Genomic DNA, 15,230 nt, shown 5'->3' with positions numbered 1-15,230 from the left:
TGGGGTCTGACCCCAATTAACAAAAAGGAAAAATTGGGATCTGACCCCAATTAAATATGTTTGCTGTGGGAGGCAGCTCTTGCTGCCGAATGTTTGCGCAGGCTCAGCCACCCGGCTTGAGCAAGACCACCAGCGCGCCAGCACCGCCCTCTGTGGCTTTGGCTTGCACAAAGGCCATAACCTGGTTTTTTTGAATCAGCCAGCTGTGCACTTTGGGCTTGAGCACCGAGGTTTTACCTGGTGAGCCCAGCCCTTTGCCGTGGACCACCCGCAGGCATCTGAGGCCTTGTTTGTGGGCAATCCGGATGAACTCGGCCAGTGCCACGCGGGCTTCGTCGCTGCGCAGGCCGTGCAAATCGATCTCGCGTTGAATAGACCACCCGCCTTTGCGCAGTTTTTGGGTCACGTCAATGCCAATGCCTGGCCGACGAAAACTCAAAGCGTCATCGGTGTCGAGCAAGGTGCTCACATCAAACCCGTCGCTGAGCGCATCACGCAACACTGCTTCTTCGTCTTTTTGCCGTTGAGCGGCGACAGGGGCTGGGGCTGGGGGGCTGATGCTGGCTTGGTCGTTCAAGGGCATGCGCTGGACCACACCCACAGCACGGACAAAAAGATTGGCTTCGGCCTCTCGCCTACGGGCAGCGGCAAGGCGTGCAGCCTCCGCCGCTTGCGCTTTTTCATGCGCATCGGCCAGCTTCTTTTTGACCTGTTTCAGGTCTTGCAGAGAATTGATTTTCACGGCTTGATCCGGTGTTTTGTGGGAGCGAGCCGCTGCTCGCGAAGGATTTTTAAACGCCGCGGTTGCGCATCCAGTCGGCGGTTTTGAAAAAACTGCCATTCAGGCGCTCGCGCAGCACCGGGTCCACCTGGGTTTCCTGCATGGCTTGGTCCATGCACGCCAACCATTGGTCACGTTCAAGCGCACCGATCGAAAAAGGCATGTGGCGCATGCGCAGGCGCGGATGGCCAAAGCGTTCGGTGTAATGTTCGGGCCCGCCCAGCCAGCCACACAAAAACCAAAACAACTTGTCGCGTGCCGCTTGCAAAGTGCTGCCGTGGGCTGCACGCAGTTCTTTGTAGCTGGGCTCGATGTCCATCAGGTCGTAAAAGCGCTCAGCCAGGGCTTTGACGCGGTCCTCTCCCCCCATCCACTCGAATGGGGAATCAAACGGGGGCTTGTCTTCGATTTGCATGGTTTGTATTGTGCCGGGTCGGCACGAACAGGCTGTTGATGTGGGAGCGAGCCCCTGCTCGCGAATGAACCGTTGTGAATAATTGGGATCTGACCCCAATTCACAATTCATTTAGTCGGTGGATTGCCGCAGAGTTTGCATGACCGGTTGGCGCAAAACGCCAGACAGGCTCAGGCTGCCTGCGGCCCAAGCCAGCAGTGCGCCCAATGTGCCGCCAGCCAGGGGGGCCCAAAGTGGGGGTTGCCACGCAAACTCAAAGGCAAAGCGGGCCAAGGCCCAACCCACCACCAAAGCCATGCTGCTGGCCATGAAGCCTGCCAACCAACCCAAGCCCAGCAATTCGGTGCGCTGCACTTGGGCCAGCAAGGATCGTCCTGCACCCAATGCACGCATGATGGCGTATTCACGCTCACGCGCTTGGCGGCTGGCGCCCACGGCAGCCAAGAGCACCATCAGGCCTGCTGCCAGGGTGAACGCAAACAAATACTCCACCGCTCGGATGACCTGGTCCATCACGCGCTGCACCTGCGCCAAGGTGCTGCGCATGTCGACACTGGTGATGTTGGGGAACTGGTTGACGAGTGCATTGTCAAAACCGGCAGAGCCTTGCGGCGAGCGGAAGGCGGCCATGTAGGTCATGGGCAGGTCGGGCATTTGTGAGACGGGGAACATCATGAAGAAGTTGGCCCTCATGGAGGTCCAGTCCACTTTGCGCAGACTGGTCACACGCGCCTCGCGGGATTGACCGGCAATGTCAAAGCGCAACTGGTCGCCCAATTTGAGTCCCAATGTGTCAGCAATGCCTTGCTCCACACTCAAGCCGTCGGCTTCTTCGGTCACCCAATGGCCTGCGGTCAAGGGGTTGTGGGTGGGCAAGGTGGCCGAGTGCGAGAGGTTGATTTCGCGGTCAATCAGGCGTTTGGCGCGGTCACCTTCAAAGTCGGTAGGGCTGACCTCGCGGCCGTTGATGGCCACCAAACGGCCACGGATCATCGGGAACCAATCGGGCGACTGCACACCGGCTTTGGTCAAACTGGCCAAAAAGTCGATGGCTTGCTCGGGCTGCACGTTGATGACAAAACGGTCAGGCGCATTGGCGGGCGTGGCTTGACGCCAACTGGCGATCAAGTCGGTGCGCAGCAAAACCAACAAAGCCAGGGCCAACAAGCCCACCGACAAAGCGCTGACCTGCACCACCGCAAACACGGGGCGTGCCGCCACTTGGCGTGTGGCCAAACGCAACCAGCGTGGCGAGGTCTCACTGGGTACGGCGCGGCGCAGCAGCCACAAAGCGAAAGCCGCCAAGCCGGCGAACACCAACAAGGCGACAGCGAAACCGCCCACAGTGATCAAGCCCAATGTCAGGTTGCGGCTGACCATGAGCAACGTCAAGGCAAAACCCAGCAGACCCATGACCAACACCAAGCCTGAGCGCACTTGCAGGCCGCCCAGATCGCGTCGAATCACACGCAATGGCGGCACCTGAGCCAACTGGAGCACGGGTGGCAAACCGAAAGCCACCAGCAGCGTGAGGCCCATGCCCATGCCCATCAAGGCAGGTTGCCAAGTGGCAGCGGGCAGTTGCGCGTCCACCAGCCCCGCCAGCAGCAACACAAAGCCCAGGTGCACGGCATAACCTGCAAGCACCCCCAAAGCGCTGGCCAGCAGACCTGCACCCAGAAACTCCAAGCCATAACTCAAAGTGAGTGTGCGCTGGCTTTGACCTAACACTCGCAACAAGGCACAGGCATCGAGCTGCCGCTCGGCAAAACTGCGGGCAGCCAAGGCCACGGCCACAGCACAAAGCAAGGCAGCCAGCAAAGCCACCAGGTTCAAGAACTGCGAGGCGCGGTCCAGCGTCTGGCGCATTTCGGGGCGACCACTGTCCAATGACTCGATCTGCACACCGCGCACATGCGCCGATGCCACTTCGGGCTTGGCCCACTGCACAAAGCGCTCGGCTGCCGCACCATCGCCTGCCACGGCCATGCGCCAAGTCACACGGCTGGCCGGTTGCACCAAACCCGTCGATGCCAAATCGGCCACGTTCATCATGACGCGGGGGGCAAAGGTCATGAAGCCTGCGCCCCGATCGGGTTCGCGTTCGATGACGGCCGAGATGCGGAAACTGCGATCACCCAAGCCCAGCATTTGCCCGACTTTCAGGTTCAGGTTGTCGAGCAGTGCTGGGTCCACCCACACCTCGCCCACCGGGGGGATGCGGGATTTTGCAAGCGACAAGATTTCGGGCCCATGCTGCACCAACAGCTCACCACGCAAAGGGTAACCCGGCTCCACCGCCTTGAGCGCCACCAATCGGCTGCCCCCCCCCTGATCGGCCAAAGCGCGGCCCATGGTCGGAAAGCCCACATTGGTGTTGGTTTGCAAGCCCATGCTGCGCGCTTGCGCCACAAAGTTGGCTGGGGTGATTTGATCACTGACCACCACCGCATCGCCACCCAGCAACTGACGTGCATCGCGCCACAGGCCAGACTGCATGCGATCGGCCAAAAAACCCACCGCAGTGAGGGCCGCCACCGCCAATGCCACTGAGACCATGAGCAAGCGCAACTCACCCGCGCGCAAATCGCGCCACAAATTACGCCCGCCCAGCCGCAGGCCGTGCATCCATCCTTGTTTGTTCATTTCCCGACCTTACAGCACTCAGAAATCACGGCTGTGAACAAGGCATTTTTGTGGGAGCGTGCCCCTGCTCGCGAATGGCTTACCGGGCCAGTTCGGGTTGCCAGACCAGGCGTTCGGGAGCGCTGAAGCACAAGAAGCGTTTGTTGGTGGCGCGGCCAATGGCGCACAAGCCCAAACGTTTGGCCACATCCAGGCCCATTTGGGTGATGCCGCTGCGGGAGACAACCACCGGCACGCTCATTTGTGCGGATTTGATCACCATCTCGCTGGTCAATCGGCCTGTGGTGTAGAAGACTTTGTCTTTCCCGTCGATGTCGTTCATCCACATCCAGCCAGCGATGGTGTCGACCGCATTGTGACGGCCGACGTCTTCAACGAACATGAGCATGTCCTCGCCCTGAAACAAGGCACAACCGTGCACCGAACCAGACGATTTGTAAGTGGTCTCTTGCAGACGGATGGCGTTCACCAAACCGTAAAGCTGGCCTTGGGTGATTTGGGCTGGTGGCAGTTGAATTTCGTCGATGTGGGCCATGAGGTCGCCAAACACACTGCCCTGACCGCAACCGGTGGTCACCACGCGGTCGGCGCTGCGCTCGATCACGACTTGGGAATTGGCGCGGGTTTTGACGGCGGCTACGCCTGGCTCGCCCACTTCGCCTTCGCCTATCGTCCAATCCACGGTGATGGATTCAATTTGGTCCACCGAATCGATGAGGCGCTGGTTGCGCAAAAAGCCCAGCACCAGCCACTCGGGCTCAGCACCCAGGGTCATCAGGGTGACCAGTTCTTTTTTGTCCAAGTAAATCGTGAGCGCGCGTTCGGCCGGGATTTGGGTTTCGGAGGTTTCACCGAACTCGTTGCACACGGACACACTGCGCGTGAGGGTGGCACGCGCCCGGGTGAGGTGGGGCTTGGGGAGGACAGACGCTGCCGCGGAGGCGTTCGTTACAACAGACATGGCTTGAGCCTAACGTAAAAATCCCCCGCCGTTACCGACGGGGGATTTTGCGATGATGCTTAAAAAGGATCAGCCTTTTTTGGCCGGTGCGGCTGCAGGCTTGGCCGCAGCTGGTGCAGTGGCAGAGGGAGCGGCAGGGGCAGCAGATGGTGCTGCTGCCGTCACCTCAGCGGGCTTGTAAGCGCCTGGGTCCACACAAGGCGGTGTGGCTGTAGGCGCGGGCTTGCCTTTGCCGTTGGTTTTGTAATAGTGGGCAGCTACTTTTTCGCGGGATTTGCACAGCTGGAAGTCGGCCACTTTGTTGCCGTGCGCTGTTTTGGCAGCGGCTTCGGCTGCCTTGGCTTTGGCTTCGTCGCTCAAGGCGGGCAATTTGGCCATCGCGCTAAAACTGATGGCCAAGGCAGACATGACAAGCAGGTATTTTTTCATGGTGTTCTCCTGGCTCAAACCGAAGCCGTTTTGGCCGGTGTTGCCGTTGTATGGGACGCAGGCACAGAACGCTGTGCAGGAATCTTGCCGGACTTGACGTCGTTGTACCAAAGTTCGTGGTGCTCTTTGGCCCAAGTTTCGTCCACATAGCCTTCGCGCATCGCCTTGTAGGCGCCGCGCATGCCGATGGTGCCCATGTAGATGTGACCGATGAACATGGCCATCATGAACAAGGTGGCGACAGCATGAACCATGTTGGCGATTTGCATGGTGCCACGCTCATAAATGAGACCCGGGATCACCTTGTCCAGCACCAAACCTGAGCCGACCACGATCAATCCCAAGAAGAGCACACCACCCCAAAACACCACCTTTTCACCGGCATTGAAGCGGTGCGAAGGCACTTCGGTGCCAGTGAACAAGCCGCCACCTTTGGCGATCCAAACCAAGTCGTCTTTACTTGGCAAGTTGTCTTTGAGAAAGGTCACAAACACAATCACCAAGGACACGGCAAACAGGGGCCCTGCAAAGTTGTGCAGGTTTTTCAGTGCGTAAGTCAGCCAGCCAAACAAGGTGCTGCCAATGATGGGCAACAAGAAAAACTTGCCGTAAGCCATGACGATGCCGGAGACGGCCAAAGCCACGAAGGCAATGGCGTTGGCCCAGTGGGCTGAGCGCTCAAACGGCGTGAAACGCTCGATCTTGCGACCGGTTTCTTGGCCATGCAACTCCATCGTGCCTTTGCTGACATAAAACAACGCCATCGCACCCACAGCGATCAGCAACAAAGCCGCGCCATAAGGAATGATGATGTTGTTGCGCACCTGACGCCACGATTCACCGGCCGAAGCCAAGCGCGAACCGGGGTACTGCACAAAGGGCTGGATCAGGTTGCCCGCCTCAGGCGCTTGGCTTTTGGGCAAGCTGCTGTAACCGGTGACGCCTTGACCCACAGCACGCCACATGGGCGCGTTGTTGCCAGGCTGCACTTGGCCACGCTCGGCGTTGGTTTGGTCTTTGTATTTGGCATCGGCGTCGGCACCCGGTGCCAACTGAAACACGTTGGCGCTTTTCACGCCCAAGCTGGTTTCAGCTTGAGCCGAGGTCGCGGGCGCAACCGGGGCTGGCGTTTGGGCAAGAGCACCCAACGCCGCCAAGGCCAGCCCAAAAGTCAATAACATGCGGCGCATGAACTTCTCCTTGGCGCTCACTTGGGTGCGCGGACGTGGTCGTTTTGGCCGTAAGTGGCACGGGCCTTCAGGTGGTTGGCCCACCCGTCTTTGTCACCGGCTTTCCAGCCAGCTTCGGTGAAAGAGGCGACGCCCGTACCGCTGTAAGGCGGTTTGTCGGTGCGCACGCCCTTGACCTCTTGCGGTTTTTCGCCACAAGCCACCAACAAGATGGCACTGCAAAAAATGAAAACTGCTTTCATGTTCAGGCTCCTTGTTTGGCTTGGTTGCCGTAAGCCGTACCCCAACCCCAGACTTCTGCGCCCTTGCCACGGCTGATCACTCGGCCGCGCAGGATGTCGGTGATGACGTCGCCGTCACCGGCCAGCAGTGCTTTGGTGGAACACATTTCGGCGCAAGCGGGCAACTTGCCTTCGGCCAAACGGTTGCGGCCGTATTTCTCAAACTCAGACTGACTGCCGTGCTCTTCTGGGCCACCGGCACAGAAAGTGCACTTGTCCATCTTGCCGCGCAGACCGAAGGTGCCGTTGGACGGGAATTGAGGCGCACCAAACGGGCAGGCATATGAGCAATAACCGCAGCCAATGCAAATGTCCTTGTCGTGCAGCACCACACCTTCGTCTGTTTTGTAGAAGCAATTGACCGGGCAAACGGCCATGCAAGGTGCATCGGAGCAGTGCATGCAAGCGACAGAGATCGACTTTTCACCCGGAACACCATCGTTCAAGGTGACCACGCGGCGGCGGTTCACACCCCAAGGGACTTCGTGTTCGTTTTTGCAAGCGGTCACGCAGCCGTTGCATTCGATGCAGCGCTCTGCATCACAGATAAATTTCATTCGTGCCATCGTGTTCTCCTGATGCGCTTAGGCTTTTTCGATGTTGCAGACGGTGGTCTTGGACTCTTGCATCATGGTGACGCTGTCATAACCATAGGTGGTGGCGGTGTTGACCGCTTCGCCGCGCACGATGGGCGCTGCACCTTTGGGGTAATGCGCCAGCATGTCGGCACCTTGCCAACGACCCGAGAAGTGGAAAGGCATCCACACGGTGCCGGTATCGACACGCTCGGTCACCAAGGCCTGCACATTCAAGCGCGCACCCGTGGCACCCAGCAACCAGACACGGTCGCCATCCCTGATACCACGGTCAGCGGCGGTCTTGGGGTTGATCTCGACATAGGCTTCTTGCTGCAACTCGGCCAACCATGGGTTGGAACGGGTTTCTTCGCCGCCACCTTCGTACTCGACCAAGCGGCCTGATGTGAGGATGAGCGGATACTTTTCGTGCACCTTGTCGGCGATGTTCTTGTCCTGCACCGTTTTGTACAAGGTGGGCAGACGCCAGAAAGCCTTGCGGTCATCGTGGGTGGGGTACTTGGCCATCATGTCGGGACGGGTGCCGTACAAAGGCTCGCGGTGTTGTGGAATCGGATCCGGGAAGTTCCAGACCACGGCGCGTGCTTTGGCGTTGCCAAACGGGTGGCAGCCGTGCTCTTTCATGAACACACGAATCATGCCGCCTGACGAATCGGTCTTCCAGTTCTTGCCTTCGGCCGCTGTTTTTTCGGCTTCGGACAACTCGTTCCACCAACCCAGCTTTTTCAGGAGGATGTGGTCGAGCTCTGGGTAACCTGTGGTGATGTCGGCCCCAAAAGAGTGCGAGCCATCTTCGGCCAACAGGCTCTTGCCTTCACGCTCCACGCCAAAGTTGGCGCGGAAGTTACCGCCGCCTTCCATGACGTGTTTGGAGGTGTCGTACAGGTTGGGCGAACCGGGGTGTTTGAGTTCGGGCGTGCCGTAGCAAGGCCAAGGCAGACCGAAGTAATCGCCTGTGAAGTCGTAACCGGTTTCCTTGTCTTTGCCACCTTTGGCCTTGAGGGTTTTCACATCGAACACGTTCATGTTCTTCATGTGGGCCTTCAGGCGCTCTGGGCTTTGGCCGGTGTAACCGATGGTCCAGACACACTTGTTGATTTCGCGCAGGATGTCTTCGGGCATGGGTTCGTCCAAGCCACCGACTTTTTGCATCTTGTAGTTCTTGGACAACTCTTTGCCAAAACCCAATTTGTCAGCGAACTGCTGCATGATCATGTGATCGGAACGGCTCTCCCACAAAGGCTCGATGACCTTCTCGCGCCATTGGATGGATCGGTTGGACGCGGTGCAAGAACCGCTGGTCTCGAACTGGGTGGCTGCGGGCAACAGGTACACCGCACGGTTGGGGTTCAGGTCCCCCGCTTTGCCCGGCATCGCGGCCATGGCCGCAGTGGCCGATGGATAGGGATCGACCACCACCAACAAGTCCAACTTGTCCATGGCGCGCTTCATGTCCAGACCACGGGTCTGGGAGTTGGGGGCATGGCCCCAATAGAACACACCGCGCAAATTGCTGTCTTGGTCAATCAGCTCGTTGTTTTCGAGCACACCGTCGATCCAGCGGGAAACGGTTATGCCGTTCTTGCCCATCATGGCGGGCGATGCGAACTGCTTTTTGATCCACTCGAAATCCACGTCCCAAGCTTTGGCGAAGTGCTTCCAAGAGCCTTCGGCCAAGCCGTAGTAACCGGGCAAAGAGTCAGGGTTGGGGCCGACGTCGGTCGCGCCTTGCACGTTGTCGTGACCACGGAAAATGTTGGTACCGCCACCGGTCTTGCCGATGTTGCCCAAAGCCAATTGCAAGATGCAAGATGCACGCACGATGGCGTTGCCGATCGTGTGCTGGGTCTGTCCCATGCACCAGACGATGGTGCCGGGGTTGTTCTCGTGCAGCATCTTGGCGATCTTGAAGACTTGCTCTTCTTTGACACCACAAGCTTCTTCCACCTTGTCGGGTGTCCACTTGGCCAGCACTTCTGTCTTTATGGCGTCCATGCCATAGACACGGTCGTTGATGTATTTTTTGTCTTCCCAGCCGTTCTTGAAGATGTGGTACAGCACACCGAACAAGAAAGGAATGTCTGTGCCCGAGCGGATGCGAACAAACTCGTCAGCTTTGGCAGCGGTACGGGTGAAGCGTGGATCGACCACGATCATCTTGCAGCCGTTTTCCTTGGCGTGCAACATGTGCAGCATGGACACCGGGTGGGCTTCGGCAGCGTTGGAACCAATGTACAAAGCGACCTTGCTGTTTTGCATGTCGTTGTACGAGTTGGTCATGGCGCCATAACCCCAGGTGTTGGCTACACCCGCCACCGTGGTGGAGTGGCAAATCCGCGCCTGGTGGTCGCAGTTGTTGGTGCCCCAGAAGCTCACGAACTTGCGCAGCAAATAGGCCTGCTCGTTGTTGTGCTTGGATGATCCAATGAAGTACACGCTATCAGGACCGCTGGCTTTTTTCAGCTCCAGCATTTTGGCGCTGATTTCGGTGAGCGCCGTATCCCAGCTGATGCGTTCGTACTTGCCGTTGACCAGCTTCATGGGGTAGCGCAGACGGTATTCGCCATGGCCGTGCTCGCGCAATGCAGCACCTTTGGCGCAGTGCGCACCCAGGTTGATGGGCGAATCGAACACCGCTTCTTGGCGCACCCAAACACCGTTCTCAACCACGGCGTCCACGGCGCAACCCACCGAGCAGTGGGTGCAAACGGTGCGTTTGACCTCGACCTTGCCAGCACCCAGGATGGCGGCGCCTGTGGCGGCCTGTGCTTTTTGCACCAAGCTCAGTTGCGATGCGGCCAAGCCCACACCCACACCCAGACCTGAACGGCGCAAAAAGCTGCGACGGTCCAGCGTGGGCAAAGCCTGCGACAAACCACGGCGCAAGCTGTGGATGAACGGGGAAGAAATGGCACCCGAAGTGCCCGAGGTTTTTTTGGTCAGCAACATGGAGGGCTCCAGTTGGGGAAGAACAGGAAAGAGAGACGAAAAATCAGACGCGTGTGGTCTGGTAGTACTGCTGAACGTGCTCGCTCAGGCTATAGCCACCGCCACGCGCAGGTTTGGGCAACGCTGCAGCAACGGGTGCCGCTTGCTTGACCACGCCTGGCAAAACGGCTGTGGCTGCTGCCACAGCACCGACCGTTGCAGCACCCGAAAACAGGCTGCGACGAGAAAGAGCGGAAGTTTTGGAAGACATCAAAGGCTCCTGAAATTGGGACAAGGCAACTGCGCCATAGAACATTTGACCTAGGCAGTTTGTTGCATAGGTGATCATACCGTTTGAGCAGGCAGTTTTCGACGTAAAAACCCTTATGCGCCCGGGTTTATGACACATCAGTGACGGGCTCAACATGTGTGTGTTGGGCAACAAAAAGCCGCAGCGCTTTTTGAGCGCTGCGGCATCAGAAATCACACGTCAATTATTTGGGTCCGTACAGGTATTCGGGCAACCAAAGGGTCAAGCCTGGCCAGATGTACATCAGGACCATGCAGATGATGACGATGAACATGTAAGGCATCATGCCGGCAAAAATCTGATTGATGGTCACATGCGGCGGTGACACCCCTTTCAGATAGAAGGCGGACATCGCCACAGGCGGTGACAAGAAGGCCGCTTGCAAGTTCACAAACACCAACACGCCCCACAAGATGGGATCAATCCCAAAGTGCGTCAGCAATGGCAGGAAGATGGGCACAAAAATCACAATGATTTCGGTCCACTCCAAAGGCCAACCCAGCACAAAGATGACCGCTTGCGACAGCAGCATGAACTGCAGCGGTGACAGGTCCATGGCCATGACCCACTCTTCCACCAAACGTTGGCCGCCCAGGACGGCGAACACGGCAGAAAACAAAGCAGAGCCCACAAACAACCAGCACACCATGGAGGTGGTTTTGGCAGTTAAGAACACCGCTTGTTTGGTCTTGTCGAAGTTCAACGAGCCTGACCACCAGGCCATGAGGAACGCACCTGTGGCACCCACAGCAGCCGATTCAGTCGCAGTGGCCAAACCCAGCAAGATGACGCCCAACACCACGGCCGTCAAAATACCCAAAGGCATCACCGACTTGACCAGCATGTTCAGGATCTCATACTGCTCGGCATCAAAGTCTTTGTAATACCAGACCAGCAAAGCGAACAACACCAAGGCCGTACCCCAGAACCCAGTGTAAAAACTCTCGGGAACTTCAACGACTTTATTGGCTTCGACCACTTCATTGCCCAGAGACTGGGCTGCGCCGCCTTCAACGGCCGCCTCAGTTTCTTCGACCTCATCGCCACCCAGTTCCTTGACGCCATCAGCCTCAGTAGCCTCAGTCGTGGTTTTTTCAGCCACGATGTCGGTGCTCATCTGAACAATGTCCGTGCCAGCTTGGGCATTGGCGTTGGCTTGTGAATAGACCACCACATACCACCATGAGGTGGCCAACATCGCCAAAACGATGAACACGGGTGCCAAGGCCATGCTGAAACTGCGCACCAAAAGGCCCCAGGTCACGCGCATGTCGGACACGTTGATCTGCAGTGCACGACCAGGCATCAACACGGCTTTGGCCAAGGCAGGCAACATGCGTTTGGAGTATTGCTCACCCAACTTGTCCAGCCAAGGCGACACGGGCGCTCTGGTTTGCTCTTCGGGCAAGCGTGGGGCGATTTTCGGATCAATCATGACCCAGCCGATCACATAGATCAGATACAAAAAGGCCAAGAAGAAACCAGGGAACATGGCAGCTGCATAGAGCTTGACCACAGACTGGCCTGCCACAGCGGCGTACACAATGATCATGACCGAGGGCGGAATCAAAATGCCCAAAGTGCCGCCAGCCGTGATCACGCCTGCTGCCAAACGTGTGTCATAGCCTGCATTCAGCATGGGGCGCATGGCGATCACTCCCATCAGCACCACCACTGCGCCCACCAAACCACTGGCAATGCCCCAGAAGGTGCAAATCACCAAAGTGGCCACGGCCAAAGAGCCCGGCAAACGGCGGAAAGCCAGCTGCACACTGTGGAACATTTTGTCCACCAGCGCACCCCGTTCCATCACATACCCCATCAGCACAAAGAGCGGTATGGACAACAAGGTGTCATTGGTCATCGCCCCGTATGTGCGCTGGACCATCAGGTTGAAAACACGATTTTCAAGCCAAGGTTGGCTGGGGTCATAAAAGGCAGTGAAGCCAAATGCCATGCCCAAACCCATGAGGGTGAAGGCCGTGGGAAAGCCCATCATGATCACCACAATGATCAGACAGAGCATCAACAGACCGAGTGCTGGATCGCTCATTTTTTTTCTCCCATCAAGCCGCCGCGTTGGTGGGCCTCATCGTCAATGTTTTTCGCGCGCTCAATGGCGTCGCGTTTGGCGTCTTCGTCCACATAAATACTGGCCGATAACTGCTGCTCGACCACGTCAATTTCGTTGGCGTCTTTCAACCGTGCGGGCCATTCGCCTGTTTTCAGGCACACCACGCAACGCACGATTTCAGCCAAGCCCTGCATCAAAACAAAAAATCCAGTGATCGGGATGATGGCCTTGAACGGGTAGAGGGGAATCGCATCCGCACTGTTGGTCATTTCGCGAATGGTGATGGCGTCACCGGCATAAGTCCAACCTGCCCAAGTCAGGGCGATCACGCCAGGGAGGAAAAACAGAATGTAAAGCACCAAGTCCAGCGATGCTTGTGTGCGGGGCTTGGCGCTGCCATAGAAAAAGTCGCCACGGACATGGCCGTCTTGGCTCAATGTGTAAGCGCCGCACATCATGAAGGCCGTGCCGTAGAGCATGTTGCTGGCTTCAAAAATCCAGGCTGTGGGGGCATTCAAAGCGTAGCGCTTGAAAACTTCGCCCATCACCATCACCATCAGCACCACGATCAGCCATGCGAAGGCTTTGCCCACCCATGTACTGATGTTGTCTGCTGTGTGGAGCAGTTTCAGTGTGTTCATATTGTTCTTAAAAATGAAAAAGACTGAAGATCTGCTCGCGCAGACTTCAGTCCCAAGGTCTACCAGCTTAAGATTTTAACTTAGGCTTTCTTCGCACCGAAGAAGTGGTTCACAGCCATGCGACGGCTGATGTTGGTGTCCTGGTCCCACTTCACAGCGCGGGCTGCAAATACTTTTTGGGATTCCACGATTTCTTTGAAGAGTGGGTTCTCGGCAGACTTTTTCTCCAAAATTTCAGACCAAATTTTCAATTGGTCTTGCAAAATGGCGTCAGGTGTCTTGTAGAACTTGACCTTGTCTTTGGTTTGCAGCTCAACATAGTCTTTGGAGTAACGGTCAACGGCTTTCCAAGACATGTCGGCCGAAGCCGCTTCTGTGGCACCGGCAATCACAGCCTTCATCTTGGCAGGCAGCGCGTCGTACTTGGTCTTGTTGAACATGATCTCGAACGTTTCAGCGCTCTGGTGGTAGCTTTGCAGCATGCACACTTTGGAGACGTCGGGGAAGCCCAAAACACGGTCAGAGGTAGCGTTGTTGAACTCAGCGCCGTCCAGCAAGCCGCGGTCCATGGCAGGGACGATCTCGCCGCCTGGCAAAGCGTTCACAGCAGCGCCCATGGCGGTGAACAGATCAATGGCCAAACCGTTGGTGCGGAACTTCAAGCCCTTGAAGTCGGACGACTTGGTGATCGGCTTTTTGAACCAACCCAGTGGCTGAGTGGACATGGGGCCATACAAGAACGACTGCACGTTGCCACCGATGGACGCGTACAACTTGGCCAGCAACTCAGCGCCACCACCGTACTTGTGCCATGCCAAAACCATGTTAGCGTCCATGCCGAAAGCAGGGCCAGAGTTCCACAAAGCCAAAGCGTTTTGCTTGCCGTAGTGGTAACCCAACACACCGTGACCACCGTCCAAAGTACCTTTGGAGACGGCTTCGAGCAAGCCAAAAGCAGGCACCACAGAGCCGGCTGGCAACACTTCGATCTTCAGATCGCCACCGGTCATGTCGTTGACCTTTTTGGCGTAATCCAAGGCGTATTCGTGGAAGATGTCCTTGGCAGGCCAAGTGCTCTGCCAACGCATGTTGATCGGGCCGGTTTGGGCCGATGCGATCATGGGTGCAGACAAGGCACCAGCGGCGACGGCAGCGCCTTTGAGAAGGTTGCGACGGCGGGGGGTTTTGGCTTCGGTCAAGGATGTCTCCAGAGGTTGTTGAACTTTTAAGCGTTAAAAGTTACCGCTTGGTCATCATTATGAAATAAGACTGTTGTGGAGTTCTAGGTGAAAACCCGGGCCAAAATGACCATTTTTTTCAATTCAAAGCACAAATAATTTCAATCAAGCCACCAAATCAAAGCCCTGCAGTTCCACGCTGACAAAGCTTTCCGTGAAAGCGGCCAAGCTGGCATAGAAAGACGCTCGAGGGTGGGCTTGCAGGGTCTGACACAGGGCTGGCAACCAGGTTTGCACATGCTGGTTGAAGAAGGCGTGTTGGCGCGTCAGGTTCGACACCGCCACATCGTCACCCGCGATCAGAAAACGCATGACTTCAAACACATAGGCCACATGGTCTTCGGTTTCTGACATGCCTTCGCTGCGGGCCAAGCCCAGCTCGGCCAGGTCGTCACGCAAGCGCACCAAAGGTTTTTCGTTCAAAAAACCGCTGAGGTAATGCGAGCCGAACAAATACACCTCGGGCTTGCCCACACCGCCAAACAGGCTGTTGAACTCGGCCGAAATTTGCGCATGGCTCAGGCTGCGGGCGCTGGCCACCAAATTGCGCCAAGGCTCTTCCAAAAAGCCGCCCGCAGCGGGTGCTTCGGTCACGGCCACTTGCAGTTGGTCCAGCAACTCAGGGCTGGGCGCGGCATAAAACAGCTGCGACAGCAAACCGTAAATTTCGGCGCGGGCAGTTTCTTCGTCCAGCGCACGGCTGCTGGCGTACAGGTTCAGGTCTTGGCTCATGGCGAGAA

14 protein-coding genes are annotated in these 15,230 nt (G+C 57.3%); all 14 read right to left on the bottom strand.

All coding sequences use genetic code 11. From position 1 onward, the window contains the following. Positions 1 to 103: 103 nt before the first annotated feature. Positions 104 to 742, bottom strand: a complete 639-nt coding sequence (locus B9Z40_RS12980; RefSeq protein WP_100173764.1) for a Smr/MutS family protein — start codon at positions 740 to 742, stop codon at positions 104 to 106. A gap of 49 nt (positions 743 to 791) precedes the next feature. Continuing rightward, positions 792 to 1,196, bottom strand: a complete 405-nt coding sequence (locus B9Z40_RS12975; RefSeq protein ID WP_100173763.1) for a group II truncated hemoglobin — start codon at positions 1,194 to 1,196, stop codon at positions 792 to 794. Between the two features lie 111 nt (positions 1,197 to 1,307). Beyond that, positions 1,308 to 3,842: an ABC transporter permease gene (locus B9Z40_RS12970; RefSeq protein ID WP_100173762.1), complete on the bottom strand. Its 2,535-nt coding sequence runs from the start codon at positions 3,840 to 3,842 to the stop codon at positions 1,308 to 1,310. A gap of 79 nt (positions 3,843 to 3,921) precedes the next feature. After that, complete coding sequence (locus B9Z40_RS12965) at positions 3,922 to 4,803, bottom strand: formate dehydrogenase accessory sulfurtransferase FdhD (RefSeq protein ID WP_100173761.1); 882 nt, start codon at positions 4,801 to 4,803, stop codon at positions 3,922 to 3,924. Positions 4,804 to 4,872: 69 nt separating this feature from the next. Further along, positions 4,873 to 5,232: a hypothetical protein gene (locus B9Z40_RS12960; RefSeq protein WP_100173760.1), complete on the bottom strand. Its 360-nt coding sequence runs from the start codon at positions 5,230 to 5,232 to the stop codon at positions 4,873 to 4,875. A gap of 14 nt (positions 5,233 to 5,246) precedes the next feature. After that, complete coding sequence (locus B9Z40_RS12955) at positions 5,247 to 6,422, bottom strand: formate dehydrogenase subunit gamma (RefSeq protein ID WP_100173870.1); 1,176 nt, start codon at positions 6,420 to 6,422, stop codon at positions 5,247 to 5,249. 17 nt (positions 6,423 to 6,439) lie between these two features. Beyond that, a complete protein-coding gene (locus B9Z40_RS12950) occupies positions 6,440 to 6,664 on the bottom strand; it encodes a hypothetical protein (protein WP_100173759.1) in 225 nt (74 codons plus the stop codon). A 2-nt stretch (positions 6,665 to 6,666) separates the two neighbouring features. Further along, complete coding sequence (gene fdh3B / locus B9Z40_RS12945; protein ID WP_100173758.1) at positions 6,667 to 7,269, bottom strand: formate dehydrogenase FDH3 subunit beta; 603 nt, start codon at positions 7,267 to 7,269, stop codon at positions 6,667 to 6,669. An 18-nt stretch (positions 7,270 to 7,287) separates the two neighbouring features. Further along, positions 7,288 to 10,248: a formate dehydrogenase subunit alpha gene (locus tag B9Z40_RS12940; protein WP_100173757.1), complete on the bottom strand. Its 2,961-nt coding sequence runs from the start codon at positions 10,246 to 10,248 to the stop codon at positions 7,288 to 7,290. Between the two features lie 43 nt (positions 10,249 to 10,291). Then, the gene (locus B9Z40_RS12935) at positions 10,292 to 10,498 is read right to left on the bottom strand and encodes a formate dehydrogenase (RefSeq protein WP_100173869.1); all 207 of its coding nucleotides are present in this window, start codon (positions 10,496 to 10,498) and stop codon (positions 10,292 to 10,294) included. A gap of 223 nt (positions 10,499 to 10,721) precedes the next feature. Next, the gene (locus B9Z40_RS12930) at positions 10,722 to 12,590 is read right to left on the bottom strand and encodes a TRAP transporter large permease subunit (RefSeq protein ID WP_100173756.1); all 1,869 of its coding nucleotides are present in this window, start codon (positions 12,588 to 12,590) and stop codon (positions 10,722 to 10,724) included. Continuing rightward, complete coding sequence (locus B9Z40_RS12925; protein ID WP_100173755.1) at positions 12,587 to 13,252, bottom strand: TRAP transporter small permease subunit; 666 nt, start codon at positions 13,250 to 13,252, stop codon at positions 12,587 to 12,589. Before B9Z40_RS12925 ends, B9Z40_RS12930 begins: the two co-directional genes overlap by 4 nt. Before the next feature lie 80 nt (positions 13,253 to 13,332). Next, positions 13,333 to 14,451 (bottom strand): TRAP transporter substrate-binding protein, encoded by a 1,119-nt coding sequence (locus tag B9Z40_RS12920; protein ID WP_199172564.1) that lies wholly within the window; start codon positions 14,449 to 14,451, stop codon positions 13,333 to 13,335. Positions 14,452 to 14,595: 144 nt separating this feature from the next. Further along, positions 14,596 to 15,222 (bottom strand): molecular chaperone, encoded by a 627-nt coding sequence (locus B9Z40_RS12915; protein ID WP_100173753.1) that lies wholly within the window; start codon positions 15,220 to 15,222, stop codon positions 14,596 to 14,598. Positions 15,223 to 15,230 lie beyond the last annotated feature (8 nt).

The sequence above is a fragment of the Limnohabitans sp. 15K genome (assembly GCF_002778285.1).
Lineage (GTDB): Bacteria > Pseudomonadota > Gammaproteobacteria > Burkholderiales > Burkholderiaceae_C > Limnohabitans_A.
The sequence above is the reverse complement of the archived record's forward strand: the minus strand, read 5'-3'. Positions and strand labels throughout refer to the sequence as shown.